14 protein-coding genes are annotated in these 16,273 nt (G+C 72.4%); 10 read left to right on the top strand and 4 right to left on the bottom strand.

Going from position 1 to position 16,273, the window contains the following annotated elements:
- Positions 1 to 68: 68 nt before the first annotated feature.
- Positions 69 to 962, bottom strand: a complete 894-nt coding sequence (locus tag ACZ592_RS08470; RefSeq protein ID WP_471580763.1) for a DUF3109 family protein — start codon at positions 960 to 962, stop codon at positions 69 to 71.
- A gap of 71 nt (positions 963 to 1,033) precedes the next feature.
- On the opposite strand from ACZ592_RS08470, the gene ACZ592_RS08465 reads away from it, so the two are divergent.
- From ACZ592_RS08465 to ACZ592_RS08445, 5 genes are all read left to right on the top strand, one after another.
- A complete protein-coding gene (locus ACZ592_RS08465) occupies positions 1,034 to 1,966 on the top strand; it encodes a Ppx/GppA family phosphatase (protein ID WP_471580762.1) in 933 nt (310 codons plus the stop codon).
- Between the two features lie 126 nt (positions 1,967 to 2,092).
- Positions 2,093 to 2,917 (top strand): sugar phosphate isomerase/epimerase family protein, encoded by an 825-nt coding sequence (locus tag ACZ592_RS08460; protein ID WP_471580761.1) that lies wholly within the window; start codon positions 2,093 to 2,095, stop codon positions 2,915 to 2,917.
- A complete protein-coding gene (locus tag ACZ592_RS08455) occupies positions 2,914 to 3,543 on the top strand; it encodes a TetR/AcrR family transcriptional regulator (RefSeq protein ID WP_471580760.1) in 630 nt (209 codons plus the stop codon). The genes ACZ592_RS08460 and ACZ592_RS08455 overlap by 4 nt, the downstream gene beginning before the upstream one ends.
- Before the next feature lie 189 nt (positions 3,544 to 3,732).
- The gene (gene ilvD / locus ACZ592_RS08450; protein ID WP_471580759.1) at positions 3,733 to 5,586 is read left to right on the top strand and encodes a dihydroxy-acid dehydratase; all 1,854 of its coding nucleotides are present in this window, start codon (positions 3,733 to 3,735) and stop codon (positions 5,584 to 5,586) included.
- A gap of 102 nt (positions 5,587 to 5,688) precedes the next feature.
- Positions 5,689 to 5,994, top strand: a complete 306-nt coding sequence (locus ACZ592_RS08445; protein ID WP_471580758.1) for an SH3 domain-containing protein — start codon at positions 5,689 to 5,691, stop codon at positions 5,992 to 5,994.
- 195 nt (positions 5,995 to 6,189) lie between these two features.
- Here the strand turns inward: ACZ592_RS08445 and ACZ592_RS08440 are convergent, their stop codons facing one another.
- A complete protein-coding gene (locus ACZ592_RS08440; RefSeq protein WP_471580757.1) occupies positions 6,190 to 8,481 on the bottom strand; it encodes a protein kinase domain-containing protein in 2,292 nt (763 codons plus the stop codon).
- Between the two features lie 214 nt (positions 8,482 to 8,695).
- On the opposite strand from ACZ592_RS08440, the gene ACZ592_RS08435 reads away from it, so the two are divergent.
- Positions 8,696 to 9,217: an EamA/RhaT family transporter gene (locus ACZ592_RS08435; protein WP_471580756.1), complete on the top strand. Its 522-nt coding sequence runs from the start codon at positions 8,696 to 8,698 to the stop codon at positions 9,215 to 9,217.
- Positions 9,218 to 9,393: 176 nt separating this feature from the next.
- Positions 9,394 to 10,173, top strand: a complete 780-nt coding sequence (locus tag ACZ592_RS08430; protein ID WP_471580755.1) for a class I SAM-dependent methyltransferase — start codon at positions 9,394 to 9,396, stop codon at positions 10,171 to 10,173.
- Here the strand turns inward: ACZ592_RS08430 and ACZ592_RS08425 are convergent.
- Positions 10,110 to 11,621, bottom strand: coding sequence for a SulP family inorganic anion transporter (locus ACZ592_RS08425; RefSeq protein ID WP_471581391.1), 1,512 nt, complete (start codon positions 11,619 to 11,621; stop codon positions 10,110 to 10,112). The genes ACZ592_RS08430 and ACZ592_RS08425 overlap by 64 nt on opposite strands.
- A 385-nt stretch (positions 11,622 to 12,006) precedes the next feature.
- Between ACZ592_RS08425 and ACZ592_RS08420 the strand changes: the two genes are divergently transcribed.
- From ACZ592_RS08420 to proC, 3 genes are all read left to right on the top strand, one after another.
- On the top strand, positions 12,007 to 12,900 hold the full coding sequence (locus tag ACZ592_RS08420) for an ABC transporter ATP-binding protein (RefSeq protein ID WP_471581390.1): 894 nt from the start codon (positions 12,007 to 12,009) through the stop codon (positions 12,898 to 12,900).
- The gene (locus ACZ592_RS08415; RefSeq protein ID WP_471580754.1) at positions 12,897 to 13,634 is read left to right on the top strand and encodes an ABC transporter permease; all 738 of its coding nucleotides are present in this window, start codon (positions 12,897 to 12,899) and stop codon (positions 13,632 to 13,634) included. The genes ACZ592_RS08420 and ACZ592_RS08415 overlap by 4 nt, the downstream gene beginning before the upstream one ends.
- 77 nt (positions 13,635 to 13,711) lie before the next feature.
- Positions 13,712 to 14,536 carry a pyrroline-5-carboxylate reductase gene (proC, locus tag ACZ592_RS08410; RefSeq protein WP_471580753.1) on the top strand — a complete coding sequence of 275 codons (825 nt, stop codon included), beginning with the start codon at positions 13,712 to 13,714 and terminating at the stop codon, positions 14,534 to 14,536.
- Between the two features lie 198 nt (positions 14,537 to 14,734).
- On the opposite strand, the gene trpS is transcribed toward proC, so the two are convergent.
- Positions 14,735 to 15,745, bottom strand: a complete 1,011-nt coding sequence (trpS, locus tag ACZ592_RS08405) for a tryptophan--tRNA ligase (protein WP_471580752.1) — start codon at positions 15,743 to 15,745, stop codon at positions 14,735 to 14,737.
- Between the last annotated feature and the right edge of the window lie 528 nt (positions 15,746 to 16,273).

Here is a 16,273-nt window from a genome sequence, read left to right as displayed (position 1 = left end):
GCACGCCCGCACCCGGCACTCCCGGACCAGCGGGGCCCGCCGGGGCGGCGTTCCCGGACCGGCTGGGATCAGCTGGGATCCGCCGGATGCGGCGCGAGCAGCGGCAGTTGGGAGGCCAGGCGCTCCTCGCACAGCTCCACGAGCCGGTCGTACCCCTCCTTGCCCATCAGCTCGATCAGCTCCGGGCGGTAGGAGACGTACACCGGGTCGCCCGCGCCGTGCGCCGACGTCGCCGACGTGCACCACCAGTGCAGGTCGTGGCCGCCGGGGCCCCAGCCCCGCCGGTCGTACTCACCGATCGACACCTGCAGGACGCGGGTGTCGTCGGGCCGCTCGATCCAGTCGTACGTCCTGCGCACCGGCAGCTGCCAGCAGACGTCCGGCTTGGTCTCCAGCGGCTCGCGGCCCTCCTTGAGCGCCAGGATGTGCAGCGAGCAGCCGGCGCCGCCCGCGAATCCGGGGCGGTTCTGGAAGATGCACGAACCCTTGTACGGGCGGGTCTGGCGGTCGCCGTCCTCGTCCGTGGCGGTCCAGCCGGTCTCCCGGCCCACGTCGTGGTGCTGCCAGATGTCGGGCGTCAGCCGCTCGACGGACTCCGCGACCCGCTTCTCGTCGTCCTCGTCCGAGAAGTGGGCGCCCAGCGTGCAGCAGCCGTCGTCCGCGCGGCCCGCCTGGATGCCCTGGCAGCCGCTTCCGAAGATGCAGTTCCAGCGAGAGGTCAGCCATGTCAGATCGCAGCGGAAGATCTGCTCGTCGTCCGCGGGATCCGGGAACTCCACCCAGGCGCGGGCGAAGTCGAGACCCTTCTCGTCCGGCGCCGGCTTGCCGGACTTACCCGGCTTGCCCGGCTTTCCCGTCTTCTGCGGTGTTTCCTGCTTCGTCGGCTGCTCCGACGCGGCCTGCTTGGTCGACGGCTTCCCCGACTTCGATTTGTCGGTCTTCGCCTTTTTCGTCTTTGGCACGACTCCAGGGTATGCGTGCGGCCGACCGCCCGAAGACAGACAACCGCCCCATGCGGCGTAGCGTTCCTTATATGAGACTCGGTGTCCTCGACGTGGGGTCGAACACGGTGCATCTGCTCGTGGTCGACGCCCACCCCGGTGCGCGCCCGCTGCCCGCACACTCGCACAAGGCCGACCTGCGCCTGGCCCAACTCCTCGACCCCGCCGGGGCGATCGGCCCCGAGGGCGTCGACCGCCTCGTCACGGTCGTGCGCGAGGCGGTGGAGGCCGCCGAGGACAAGGGCGTGGAGGAAGTGCTGCCGTTCGCCACCTCCGCGGTGCGCGAGGCGAGCAACGCCGACGAGGTGCTCGCCCGCGTCAAGGAGGAGACCGGCGTCGACCTGCAGGTCCTCTCCGGCGAGGAGGAGGCCAGGCTGACCTTCCTGGCCGCCCGGCGCTGGTTCGGCTGGTCCGCGGGCAAGCTGCTCGTCCTCGACATCGGCGGCGGCTCGCTGGAGATCGCCTACGGCCTGGACGAGGAGCCGGACGCCGCGGCCAGCCTGCCGCTCGGCGCGGGCCGCCTCACCGCGGGCTGGCTGCCCACGGACCCGCCGGACCCCGCCGACGTGAAGGCGCTGCGGCGGCACGTGCGCGCGCAGATCGCCCGCACGGTGGGGGAGTTCAGCCGTCTCGGCGCCCCCGACCACATCGTGGCGACGTCGAAGACGTTCAAGCAGCTGGCCCGTCTCGCGGGGGCCGCGCGCTCGGCGGACGGCCTCTACGTACAGCGGGAGCTGAAGCGCAGGTCCCTGGAGGACTGGGTGCCGCAGCTCGCCGCGATGACCACGCAGGAGCGCTCCGAGCTGCCCGGCGTCTCCGAGGGCCGGGCCGGCCAGCTGCTCGCGGGGGCGCTCGTCGCGGAGGGCGCGATGGACCTCTTCGGCGTCGAGACCGTGGAGATCTGCCCGTGGGCGCTGCGCGAGGGCGTGATCCTGCGCCGCCTCGACCACCTCCCGGCGCCGTGAGGGGGCGGTACCGGCATGGCTCCTGAGCCCGGCCACGACCACCCCGGGCGCCGCCCCGCGACCCCTGACCAGGGCGGCACGAGGCCACCTCCCCGGCGCCCGGACCGGGCCCGTACGCTGTCCCTCGTGGCAGAACCAGTGGTGCGCATCCCGGATGCGAAGGTCGCCCTGTCGACGGCCTCGGTCTATCCGGAGTCGACGGCGACGGCCTTCGAGATCGCCGCGCGCCTCGGCTACGACGGCGTCGAGGTCATGGTCTGGACGGATCCCGTCAGTCAGGACATCGAGGCGCTGCGCAGACTGAGCGACTACCACCAGATCCCGATCCTGGCCGTTCACGCGCCTTGTCTCCTGATCACGCAGCGGGTCTGGTCCACCGACCCGTGGGTCAAGCTGCAGCGCGCGAAGGCCGCCGCGGAGAAGCTCGGCGCGTCCACCGTGGTGGTCCACCCGCCCTTCCGCTGGCAGCGGCAGTACGCCCGTGACTTCGTCGACGGCATCTGGCGGATGGCCGACGAGACGGATGTGCGGTTCGCCGTCGAGAACATGTACCCGTGGCGCTACCGCGACCGCGAGATGCTCGCGTACGCCCCCGACTGGGACGTCACCAAGGACGACTACCGCCACTTCACCGTCGACCTCTCGCACACCGCGACCGCCCGCGCGGACGCGATGGAGATGATCGACCGCATGGGCGACCGGCTCGGGCACGTCCACCTCGCCGACGGCAAGGGCTCCGCCAAGGACGAGCACCTCGTGCCCGGCCGCGGCACCCAGCCGTGCGCCGAGCTCCTGGAACGCCTGGCGGTCTCCGGCTTCGACGGACACGTGGTCATCGAGGTCAACACCCGCCGCGCGATGTCCAGCGCCGAACGGGAGGCCGACCTCGCAGAGGCGCTCGCCTTCACGCGGCTGCACCTCGCCTCCGCCGTGCGGGTCCCCCGCTCATGACCCGCGCCGCCGCACAGGCCGCCGCCCCGCGCCGCCGGGGCCGCCCCTCCCGTACGCAGACGGAGAACGGGCCCGCCGCCCGCGACCGGATCCTGACGGCGGCCCGCGAGGAGTTCTCCGAACGGGGCTACGAGAAGGCCTCCGTGCGCGGCATCGCCAAGGCCGCGGGCGTCGACCCGGCCCTCGTGCACCACTACTTCGGCACGAAGGAACAGGTCTTCGAGGCGGCCGTCACCCTCACCTTCGCGCCCGCCCTGGAGGCGCCCGCCGCGATCGAGGAGGGCCCGCTCGACGGGGTCGGCGAGCGCCTGACGCGGTTCATCCTCGGCATCTGGGAGAACCCCGCGACGCGCGCCCCGCTGCTCGCCATCGTGCGCTCCGCGATGAACAACGAGACCGCCGCCGCCGTCTTCCGCCGCCTCATCGCCACCCAGGTCCTCGGCCGCATCGCGGGCCGCCTGGAACTGCCGGACGCGGAGCTGCGGGCCGAACTCGCCGCCGCACAGCTGGTCGGCGTCGCCATGCTGCGTTACGTGATCAAGGTCGAGCCGCTGGCGTCCGCGGACGTGGAGCAGATCGTGGCGCGGGTGGCGCCGGTGGTGCAGGGGCATCTGACCGGGCCCTGACCGTCGTACGCCCGTCCCGGTACCGCCTCGATGCCCCTCTCGGCCAGACGGGCACGTGGTCGCTCACCGAGACGCCCGTCCCGGCATCCGGACAGCCTGTCCAGATCGTGGAGCGGCGGCGTACGCTCGGCAGCAAGTCATACCCTGCCTCGAAGGTCCCGACCGGGGCCCCTGAAGGAGCGAGCGACGATGCCCGAGCTGAGGTCCCGTACCGTCACCCACGGCCGCAACATGGCGGGCGCCCGCGCCCTTATGCGCGCCTCCGGTGTACCCGGGGCCGACATCGGGCGGAAGCCGATCATCGCCGTGGCCAACTCCTTCACGGAGTTCGTGCCCGGCCACACCCACCTGCAGCCGGTCGGCCGCATCGTCTCCGAGGCGATCCGCGAGGCCGGCGGCATCCCCCGCGAGTTCAACACCATCGCGGTGGACGACGGCATCGCGATGGGCCACGGCGGCATGCTGTACTCCCTGCCGTCCCGCGACCTGATCGCCGACTCGGTCGAGTACATGGTCGAGGCCCACTGCGCCGACGCCCTGATCTGCATCTCGAACTGCGACAAGATCACCCCCGGCATGCTGATGGCCGCCCTGCGCCTCAACATCCCGACGGTCTTCGTCTCCGGCGGCCCGATGGAGGCCGGCAAGGCCACCCTGGTCGACGGCACGGTCCGCAAGCTCGACCTGGTCAACGCGATCAGCGACGCGGTCGACGAGAGCATCTCGGACGAGGACATCCTCCGTATCGAGGAGAACGCCTGCCCGACCTGCGGCTCCTGTTCCGGCATGTTCACCGCCAACTCGATGAACTGCCTGACCGAGGCCATCGGTCTCTCCCTGCCGGGCAACGGCTCGGTCCTCGCCACGCACACCGCCCGCAAGGCGCTGTACGAGAAGGCGGGCCAGACGGTCGTCGACATCACCCGGCGGTACTACGACGGCGACGACGCCTCGGTCCTGCCGCGCAACGTCGCCACCCACGCCGCCTTCGAGAACGCCATGGCCCTCGACATCGCCATGGGCGGCTCCACCAACACGATCCTGCACCTGCTCGCCGCGGCCAGGGAGGCCGAGGTCGACTACGACCTCGCCGACATCGACGCCGTCTCGCGCCGTGTCCCCTGCCTGGCCAAGGTCGCCCCGAACGCGGCGCCCACCACCACGTACTACATGGAGGACGTGCACCGCGCCGGCGGCATCCCCGCACTCCTCGGCGAGCTCTACCGGGGCGGCCTCCTCAACGAGGACGTGCACACCGTCCACTCGCCCTCCATCAAGGAGTGGCTGGACACCTGGGACATCCGTTCGGGATCCGCCTCCGAGGAAGCCCTCGACCTGTGGCACGCGGCCCCCGGCTGCCGCCGCTCCGCCGAGGCCTTCTCGCAGTCCGAGCGCTGGGCCACCCTCGACACGGACGCCGCCAACGGCTGCATCCGCGACGTCGCCCACGCCTACTCCAAGGACGGCGGTCTCGGCGTCCTCAAGGGCAACATCGCCGTGGACGGCTGCGTGGTGAAGACCGCGGGCGTGGACGAGTCGATCTGGACCTTCGAGGGCCCCGCGGTCGTCTGCGACTCGCAGGAAGAGGCCGTCGAGAAGATCCTCAACAAGGGTGTGAAGGCCGGCGACGTGGTCGTCATCCGCTACGAGGGCCCCAAGGGCGGCCCCGGCATGCAGGAGATGCTCTACCCGACCTCGTTCCTCAAGGGCCGGGGCCTGGGCAAGACCTGCGCCCTGGTCACCGACGGCCGCTTCTCCGGCGGCACGTCGGGCCTGTCCATCGGCCACGCCTCGCCCGAGGCGGCGTCCGGCGGCACGATCGCGCTCGTCGAGGACGGCGACCGCATCCGCATCGACATCCCCGGCCGCTCGATCGAACTCCTCGTGCCCGAGGCCGAGCTGGCCGCCCGCCGCGAGGCGCTGGGCGGCGTCTACGAGCCGAAGGCGCGCGAGCGCAAGGTCTCCCAGGCCCTGCGCGCCTACGCGGCGATGGCGACGAGCGCCGACAAGGGCGCGGTCCGGGACGTCTCGAAGCTCGGCTGAGCGTCTCCCGGCCCCGGGAACCTATGTGCGGCGCGGGCGCGTCCCTGGTGTGAGAAACACGCCGAGGGCGGCCCGCGCCGCCCGTTACGGGGGGAGAGCACAGTGAGCGAGAACGTCCTGGTGCCGGAGGCCACCGACGAGCCCGGCGAAGCAGTCGAGGCGGCGGCCGCCGCGTCCTACCCGATCGTCGCGGACGTCAACGTCCGCTCGGGCCCCGGCACGTCGTACGGCACGGTCGGGCGCCTCCGCGCCGGAACCCGCGTCACCATTTCCTGCCAGAGGCCCGGCGAGCGGGTCACGGGACCGACGGGCACCTCGAAGATATGGGACCGGATCGGCAGCGGCCGGTACGTCTCGGACACGTACGTCCGCACGGGCAGCAACGGGTACGTGGCACCGCGCTGCTGACGCCTTCCGCTCAGGGGGAGGGGAGCCCCCGGCGAAAGCTGTCGAGGCAAGCCGTCGAGGCAAGCCGTCAAGGGAAGCCGTCGGAGCCGGGGAGGTCAGCCCGACTCCGGCGGCGTCAGCTCCGCTTCGGGGGCGTCGGTCCGACTTCGGGGGCGTCAGTCCGACTTCGGGGGCGTCAGTCCGACTCCGGCGGTGTCAGCCCGACTTCGGGGGCTTCGTCGCGTCGAAGGCGAACACCGTGTTCTTGGCGGCCGCCACGGCCACCACGCTCCCCGCGACCGTCACGCGCGAGCTGGCGTTCGTCTCGCCCGCCAGGCCGTCGGCCCGTGGATCCGTCGTCCACAGCGGCTTGCCCCCGCGCGCGTCGAGCGCGACGACCCGGCCGCTTGCCGAGCTGAAGTACAGCACCCCGTCCCCGCCCGCCGGGCCGGAGACGCCCTCCACGCCCGTCTGCCGGGACCACTTCCGTCGGCCGGTGGCCGGGTCGAAGGCCGTGACCAGACCGGTCTGCCCGCTGATGGAGACGGCGCCGGCCGCCATCCCCGGCGTCCCCGCGTACGTCTTGTCGAGCCGCGCGTACGAGACCTTGTCCGAGTCCCGGTCCACCCGCGTCACCCCGTCGTAGCCGACGGACGCCAGCCGGTTCTCGTTCCGGTGCAGGAGGACGAGGTGGTCGTCGGCGGTACCGACCGGCTGGGCGGGGCCCCTGAGGGCGATGGCCTTGCCGAGCGTCCCGGAGCCGAGGTCGACGACGTGCAGCGTGGAGTGGCGCACCTCGCTCGCCGCCACCTCGGCGGTCGGCGCGCACATCGCGTACAGCCGGGTGCCCGAGGGGACGGGGGAGCACTGCGTGCCCGAGGGGAACGGCCGCTTCCATGCCACGTCCCCGCTGTGCGCCCGCCGGGCCTCCAAGCGCGTGTTCGACGCGTCGACCGTCACGACCGTCGAACCGACCACCACGGCGTCCTGCGTACGGCCGGTCACAGCCGTCGACTGGGCGCCCGAGGGCACCGACCACAGTTCCTTGCCCTTGTCCGCGTCGACGGCGACGACCTCGCTCGCCGGGCCGCCCGGCGCGTCCTCGGCCGCGAACCGGTAGCCGAGCACCGTGTCGCCGGTGACGCCCACCAGGTGCATGCCCTGCACCGGTACGCCAGGGCTCTTCTCCGTCCAGACCCGGGAGCCGTCGGAGAGCCGCAGCCGCGTCGCGACGACCCCGCCGCCCCCGCAGAACAGCGCGTCGCCGCGCGCCAGACAGCGCAGCTCGTCCGGGATGTCCTCGCGGCCGCCCGGCGCGGTCTTTCGCCACGGCTGGAAACCGCCCGGCAGTCGCGCCCCGGCCGCCGCGATGTCACGGCTGTCGTCCGCGCCGCCGTGACCGCCCGAGTCGCCGGCCCGCAGCACGGCGACCCCGCCGCCGATCGCCGCCACGGCCACGGCGGCCGCGAGCACCGGACGCCAGCGGCGCCGCAGACCGCGCCCGATGAACGTCCTCGTGTCCGGTCCGGCACCGGACGGTGCGCCCTGATGCGCGGGCGCACCGGACTTCGCGTCCGGGCCGGTGGGCGAGGGGGACGGCGCGACCGGCGCCGGGGTGTCGTCGTCCCGGGAGAGGTGGTGCTGCGTGTCCGTCTCGCGCGTGCTGCGCGGACCGTCCGCGGGGCCCGCCGCGCCGCCCAGGTCGCAGGGCAGATCCCGCAGCCGTACGAGAAGTTCGTCGGCGGAGGGCCGGTCCTCGGGGTCCTTCGCCAGGCAGGGCTCGACCACCTGCCGCAGCTCGCCGGGCACCTCGCCCAACGAAGGGGGCTCGTGCACCACTTGATACGCCGTCATGTACGGGCTGTCCGCGTCGAAGGGCCCCTGCCCCGTCGCCGCGTACACCAGCAGCGTGGCCAGCGAGAAGACGTCCGAGCGCGGCCCGACGCCGCGCGGCGCCTGCAACTGCTCCGGCGACATGAACGGGGGCGTGCCGATCACCCGTCCCGTCATCGTCAGCGTCTGCTGGTCCGTCGCGCGCGAGATGCCGAAGTCGATGACGCGCGGGCCCTCGGGGGAGAGGACCACGTTCGACGGCTTGAGGTCCCGGTGCACGACGCCCGCGCGGTGGATGTCGCGCAGCGCCTCCGTCAGACCGATGGCCAGGGTGCGCAGCTCGGTGCCGCCGATGGGCCCCGTCTTCGCGATGCGCTGTGCGAGCGTGTGCCCCTCGATGAACGTCGTCGCCATCCAGGGATGCCCGGCCTCGGGGTCGGCGTCGATCACCGCCGCGGTGAAGGCGCCGCTGACCCGGCGGGCCGCGGCCACCTCCTGCCGGAAGCGGATCCGGAACTCCTCGTCGTCCGCGAACTGCTGGTGGATCAGTTTGATCGCGACGGGGCGCCCCGACGCCGTACGCGCCAGGAAGACCGTGCCCATGCCGCCCGAACCGAGGCGCGCCTCCAGCGGATAACCGCCGATCTCCTCCGGGTCTCCTCCACGGAGCGACATTCCCACCGACCTCCCCCGCGCTTCCCGACTGCCCGTGCTTCCTGGTGTGCCGCACCGGTCGATTCACTGCTGCGACGTATGCCGCCCAAACTAGCTGCCGGACCGTGCGGCCTGGCAAGGCGGGGGACGAATAGGGCGTGGCTGCCCTCGACGACCGGCACGCCCGCCCCTGCCGACCGGCGGGCCGCCCGCGGCGGCAGGCGATAATCAAACGGTGAGCGAAGAATCCGGCACCCAAGAGCCCACCGGCACCCAAGAGCCCACCGGTACGGCCCCCGGCCCGCAGCCCGAGCCCCTCCGCTTCTTCGGGACGACCTGGGTCGCCCACGACGGCGGGTACGGCGCGCGCCGCGCGGGTGTCGCCGTCGGCTCGCTGGCCGCGGCGGCGGCCGGCTGCTTCGTGCTGCGCTTCGCCTACGAGGGCCTGGCCATCGCGGACGTCGGGAAGTTCGTGAACCTCCTGGTCGTCGTCATGTTCGCGATCTGCAGCGCCATCGCCTTCCGTCGCTCGTGGGAAGGGTTCGGCCGCCGCCACGACGCGGCGTCGCAGTCCTCGACGCGCGGCCTGATGACGATCGGCTTCGTCGGCAGCCTCCTCGCCTACTTCTTCCGTGCCCTGAAGGAGGCCCCGGGCGAGGGGCTGCGCCGCAAGGAGTACGAGACGGCGCTCGAACAGTACGAGAAGCGCACGTCGCGCCGGACGGGCAACCCGTCGAGGAAGAAGCGCAAGCGCTGAGAGGCGCGGCTGCGCGCACGGAGGTGCAGTGGCGCAGCCGCGCGGAGGCGTAGAGGCGCAGCTGCGCGGAGGCGTAGAGGAGTGGCGGCTGGTGGCGCAGTGGCATGCAGGGGGCGCAGGCGCAGGGCCGGGCCGCGGGTCTGGATCGCGCGCCCCACGCGAGCGACCATGCCCCCATGACTTCAGCCCCCTCGCGCGCCCACTCCTTCAACGCGGCCGCCGCCCGGTACGCGGCCTACCGCCCCTCCTACCCGCCCGCCCTCCTCGACGCCGTCGAGCACCTGGCGGGCCGCCCCCTCGACGGCGCACGCGTCGTGGACGTCGGCGCGGGCACCGGCATCGCCACCGCCCTGCTCGTCGAGCGGGGCGCGCGGGTCCTCGCGGTCGAGCCGGGGGACGGCATGGCGGACCAGTTCCGCCGCACGCTGCCGGACGTCCCTCTCGTACGCGGCGACGGCAACGCCCTGCCGGTCGCCGACGGCTCCGCCGACCTCATCACGTACGCCCAGGCCTGGCACTGGACGGACCAGGAACGCTCCGTGCCCGAGGTGCTGCGCGTGCTGCGGCCCGGCGGCGCCCTCGCCCTGTGGTGGAACGTCCAGGACCACGAGGACCCGTGGTTCGACGAGCAGTCCGCGCGCGTCGCCCGCTTCCTCGGCCGGGACGACGAGACCCGCAGCGCGTCCGCCCGCACCGACGACCTGACGACCGACCTCGACTTCCGCCACGACCGCCTGCGCTGGAGCCGCCGGGTCCCGCTCGACACGCACCTCGCCAACCTCGGCACACACTCCGCGTTCCTGGTCCTCGGCGAGGAACGCGCGGCGGCCTTCCTCGCCGAGGAGCGCACGGAGCTCCTGAAGGCCTTCCCCGACGGGATCGTGGAGGAGAGCTACTTCGTCGAGCTACTGGTCGCGATCCGGCCGTCGTCCGCAGGCCCGGACTCCACCGGCTGATCCCCGCCGGACGGCCCCGGGCGCCGCCGCTCCGCCCACCCCTCCAGGGCCGCGGCGCACGCGTGGTCGACGTGCCGCAGCCTCGCGAGGTCGAGCCGCACCGGCCGGTCCACCGGCAGCGCCTCCAGCGCGTCGAGCAGCTTCGGCAGCCGCAGGAACGTGGCGTTTCCGAGGACGTGGACGACCACACCCCCGGCGCCCAGATCCGTCGTCTCCACATGGACGTGGCTGATGTCCCACGCGGTCTTGCCGACGGCCAGCGCGAGCCCGACGAGCACCCCCTCGAAGAGGTTCGTCGCCACGATCGCCACGGCCGTCACCCCGAGCACCACCACCTCGCCGCGATGCTCGCGCCACAACGGCAGCACCTCCCGTACGGGCACGAGCCCGCACCCCGCGTACACGAGCAGCCCGGCCAGCGCCGCCACCGGAATCAGCCCGAGCACGGCCGGCAGCGCGGCCGCGAAGAGCAGCAGCCACACCCCGTGCAGGACCCGGGAGGCCTTGGTCCGGGCCCCGGCCCGCACGTTCGCGGCGCTGCGCACGATCACCGCGGTCATCGGCAGCGCGCCGAGGGCTCCGCAGACGGCGTTGCCCGCGCCCTGCGCGATGAGCTCCTTGTCGTAGTCCGTAGGCCGTCCCCGGTGCAGCCGGTCCACCGCCGCGGCGCTGAACAGCGACTCGGCGGACGCGATCAGCGCGAACGCGACCACCGTGCCGAGCACGCCCACTTCCGTGAGGCGCGCGAACTCACCGGCGCCCGGCGGCCGTACGGCGTCCAGCAGGCCCCGCACCTCGATCCTGCGCACGGGCAGCCGCAGCAGCGCCGTCGCGGCGGTGGCCAGCCCGACCGCGACCAGCGGCGCGGGCACGATCCGCGCGGCACCGCGCAGGCGGGGCCACACCACGAGGACCAGGACCGTGCCCCCGCCGACGGCGAGCGCGGCGGGCTCGGCGGCACCCACGAACCCCACGAAGCCGGTGAGCTTCCCCGCGGCGTCGGCCGGTGCGGTGACATCGCCCATCGCGTACAGCTGCCCGGCGATCAGGACGAGCCCGATGCCCGCGAGCATGCCGTGCACCACGGAGACGGAGACCGCCCGGAACCAGCGCCCGAGCCGCAGCACCCCCACCACGATCTGCACCAGCCCCGCGGCGAGCACGAGTACGCCGAGCGCGGCGGGCCCGTACGCCCGCACCGCCTCGAACACGAGCACGGTCAGACCGGCGGCGGGCCCGCTGACCTGCAGGCTGCTCCCCGGCAGCACACCGACGACCAGCCCGCCGACGATGCCGGTCACGAGACCGAGCTCGGCCGGCACGCCGGACGCGACGGCGACACCGAGACAGAGGGGGAGGGCGACGAGGAACACGACGAGGGAGGCGACGAGGTCGGCGCGGGAGGGGAGACGGACGAGGCGGGTACGGCGGGTACGGGTGGCGCGGATGTCGTGGTCTTTACGGCTCGTGCGGCTCTTGCGGCTCTTGCGGGACAGGGCCGGTGAGGGGGACAAGGAGGCACCTCCGACGGTGATGACGTGCGGGAGATGCGCGGGTGCGCGTCGGGGTGGGGGAGGCCCGTGACGCTGAATTCCATTGTCACTTAAGGGGGTTGGCCGCGCGACGGTCCCGTGTTACCGCCGCGTGAACCCGGAAGCGCGGGGGCGTGCGGCCCTGCCCGCCCCCGCTTCCGCGCTCCCCTCGGTCGCGCGTCGTTGCGCGGTCTCTGCGTGGTCGTCGCGCCGCGCCTTGACGGGGCCCGGTGGCGGAAGGATTATTCATCGCATGATGAATAAAAGGAGCCCGACGCACCCGATGCACCAGGCACAGCCGATGCACTCGACACATCCGACGCACCCGACACATCCGACACAAGGGCCGTCTTCTCCCGGCGCGAGCCCGGCCGTCCTGGCCGACGGGCTGACCGTCGTCCGAGGCCCCCGCACCGTCCTGCGCGGCATCGGCTTCACCGTCCCCCGAGGTCAGATCACCGGTCTCCTCGGCCCTTCCGGCTGCGGCAAGTCCACGCTCATGCGGTCGATCGTCGGCACCCAGGCCAAGGTCACCGGCACCCTCACGGTCCTCGACCACCCGGCGGGCGCCCCCGCACTCCGCTCCCGCATCGGCTACGTCACCCAGAGCCCTTCCGTCTACGACGACCTCACCGTCCGCCAGAACCTCGACTACTTCGCGGCCGTCCTCGACCCGGGCCGCGGCCCCGCCGCCGAACGCCGTCGGCACGACGTCACCCGCGCCCTCGACGACGTCGCCCTCACCTCGCACGCCGACTCCCTCGCCGGCAACCTCTCCGGCGGCCAGCGCAGCCGCGTCTCCCTCGGCGTCGCGCTCCTCGGCGCCCCCGAACTCCTCGTGCTCGACGAGCCGACCGTCGGCCTCGACCCCGTACTCCGCCGCGACCTGTGGAACCTCTTCCACGCCATCGCCGCCGAACGCGGCGCCACGATCCTCGTCTCCTCCCACGTCATGGACGAGGCCGAACGCTGCCACCGTCTGCTCCTCATGCGCGAGGGCGAACTCCTCGCCGACGACACCCCCGACGCCCTGCGCGTCCGCACCGGCTCCGACACGGTCGAAGCGGCGTTCCTCCACCTCGTGGACGAGGCGGACGCGGGCTCCCGCACCGGAGCCGACACCCCCCACACAACTGCCCCCGCCCTTGCCCCTTCCCCTGCCCACCACACCGCCCCGACCAGGACCCGCCGATGAACACCTTCCGTACCTTCGCCGGCGCCGCCCGCGTCCTGCGCCAGCTCCGTCACGACGTGCGCTCCATCGCGCTGATGATCCTGGTCCCCTGCGTGATGCTGCTCCTCCTGCGCTACGTCTTCGACGGCAGCCCGCAGACCTTCGACTCCATCGGCGCCTCGCTCCTCGGGATCTTCCCGCTCATCACGATGTTCCTGGTGACGTCGATCGCCACCCTGCGCGAACGCACCTCGGGAACCCTCGAACGCCTCCTCGCCATGCCCCTCGGCAAGGGCGACCTCATCGCCGGTTACGCCCTCGCCTTCGGCGCCCTGGCCGTCGTCCAGTCGACCCTCGCCACGGGACTCGCCCTCTGGGCCCTCGGCCTGGACGTCACCGGATCCGCCTGGCTGCTGCTCCTGATCGCCCTGCTGGACGCGCTCCTCGGCACCGCGCTCGGCCTCTTCGTCTCGGCCTTCGCGGCCTCCGAGTTCCAGGCCGTCCAGTTCATGCCGGTGGTGATCTTCCCCCAGCTGCTGCTCTGCGGTCTGTTCGCGCCGCGCTCCGGCATGCAGCCGGTCCTGGAGCGGATCTCCGACGTACTCCCCATGTCGTACGCCGTCGACGGCATGAACCAAGTCCTCCACCACCCCGAAGTCACCGGCGACTTCGTACGCGACGTCGTCATCGTCGCGGGCTGCGCGCTGCTCGTCCTCGGCCTGGGCACGGCGACGCTGCGCCGCCGCACGGCCTGACCCGCGCCCCCGCACGGCCCGACCCGCGCCGATGCGAGGATGGTCCCCGGACGACGCAACCCCGGAGGCCACCGTTCATGAGCAGCAACACGCGCCAGAAAGTCGCAGTCCTCGGCACCGGAAAGATCGGTGAAGCGCTGCTCAGCGGCATGATCCGCGGTGGCTGGGCGCCGGCCGACCTGCTGGTCACCACCCGCCGCCAGGACCGCGCGGACGAACTCCGCACCCGCTACGGCGTCGCCCCCGTCAGCAACGCCGACGCCGCCGAGCAGGCCGACACCCTGATCCTCGCCTGCAAGCCGCAGGACATGGCCAAGCTGCTCGACGAACTCGCCCCGCACGTCACGCCCGACCGCCTGGTCATCAGCGCCGCCGCGGGCATCACGACGGCCTACATCGAGGAACGCCTCGCGGAGAGAACTCCCGTCGTCCGCGTCATGCCGAACACCCCCGTCCTCGTGGACGAGGGCATGTCCGTCATCTCGGCCGGCAGCCACGCCTCGGCCGACGCGCTCGCCCACGCGGAGGCGATCTTCGGCGCGGTCGGCAAGACGCTGCGCGTCCCCGAGACGCAGCAGGACGCCTGCACGGCGCTGTCCGGCTCGGGCCCCGCGTACTTCTACTTCCTCGTCGAGGCCATGACCGACGCGGGCATCCTGCTCGGCCTGCCGCGCGACAAGGCCCACGACCTGATCGTCCAGGCGGCGATCGGGGCGTCGGTGATGCTCAGGGACAGCGGCGAGCACCCGGTGAAACTCCGCGAGAACGTCACGTCCCCCGCGGGCACGACGATCAACGCGATCCGCGAACTGGAGAACCACGGAGTGCGCGCGGCCCTGATCGCGGCCCTGGAAGCGGCCCGCGACCGCAGCCGCGAACTGGCCTCCGGCAACAACACCTGACACCCCGCCTCGGGTCCGTCTTGTGGGGCGGGCCCGGCTGCCACTTCCAGGCGCGCGGGGAACTGCGCGACAAGCCGCAGCGGGCCCGCACCCGCAATCTGTCCGGGCCCCCAGCGGCGGGTGGTTCTTCAGGGGCGCGGGGAACTGCGCGAACGGCCACAGCAGGCCCGCACCCACCCACGCAGCGCGCCCCCGCGCCTATCGCACCGCGTTCACCGGCGGCAGCAGCCCGATCGCCCGATACGCACCGTCCACCGTCGGTTTGGCCATGCCCCGCGCCTGCTCCGCACCCCGCCGCAACACCTCCTCCAGATAGGTGGGGTCCGCCACCAACTCCTTGTGCCGTGCTTGTACGGGCCTGAGCAGTTCCACCACGGCCTCGGCGGTGTCCTTCTTCAGTGCGCCGTACGACTCGTATACACCGCTCAAGGCTTCTGGGTTCCCACCTTGGCAAGCCGCGAGGATCTCCAGCAGGTTCGAGACCCCCGGCTTGGACTCCCGGTCGAAGGTGACCTCGTCCGCGCTGTCCGTGACGGCACGCATGATCTTCTTGCGCACCACGTCGGGCTCGTCGAGCAGATAGATGATCCCGGCCCCGGCCTCGTGGGACTTGCCCATCTTGGAGGTCGGGTCCTGCAGGTCCATGACCCGCGCCGCCACCTTGGGCGGGGTGGCCCGCGGCACCACGAACGTCTGGCCGTAGCGCTGGTTGAACCGCACTGCCAGGTCCCGCGTCAGCTCGACGTGCTGGGTCTGGTCCTCGCCCACCGGCACCTCGTCGGCGTCGTACGCCAGGATGTCCGCCGCCATCAGCACGGGATAGGTGAGGAGCGAGAGCCGCACGCTCCCGCCCCGCGCCCGCTCCAGCACGGACTTCTCCTTGTACTGGATCATCCGCCGCATCTCGCCGTCCGTCGCGAGGCACTCGAGGAGGTACGAGAGCCGGGCGTGCTCGTCCACATGACTCTGGACGAAGACGGTGGCCCGCTCGGGATCGATCCCGGAGGCGAGCAGCAGCGTCGCCGCCTGCCGACTGAGCCTGCGCACCCGCCCGGGATCGTGCTCCACGGTCAGGGCGTGCAGGTCGACGATGCTGAACAGGGCGTCGGCGCGGTACTGGTCGACCTCGGCCCACTGCCGGACGGCCCCCAGGTAGTTGCCCAGGGTCAGATGCCCCGTCGGCTTGACCCCGCTGAAGATCCTCGTCATCTCTCCGCCTTCTGGTCAGGACCGCCGGCCCGGCGTCCGGGCTCCAGGTCCTCCAGGGGGAGAAACAAGAACGGCCGCCGAGGCGGCGGCCATTGAGTACATGCGTATGTACGGCCGCCGTCAGGCGGCCCACCACAGCTGGGCGTACGCACGTGTAGTCACGTCCTCCAGAGTAGCCCCGACAGGGCCTCGTCGTCTGGAGTTGACACGCCTGGACCCGCTCCGTAGTGTTCTCCGAGTTGCCCGACGTGAGCGCCGACCACGGTCGGTCCCCGGGCAGCCATTCCGCAACAACCATTCAAACGATCGACGTCGTGCGCCCTCAGGCACTCGCCTTCGGTTTGTTTTCATGCGTATTTGCGAAATGAGGAATCCGCGTTCGAAAGGACGCCCCCGATTAGGTCGGGAGCCAGGATTCCGCTAAAGTCTCACTCGTCGGAACGGCCCAACAGCCGCGAAGACAACGCCCGCTGACTGGGAGTCAGGCCCGAAAGGATCTGATAGAGTCGGACTCGCCGGAAAGGGAAA

This window comes from Streptomyces sp. NPDC040622 (assembly GCF_055593965.1).
This window is presented reverse-complemented; position numbering and strand designations above follow the sequence as displayed.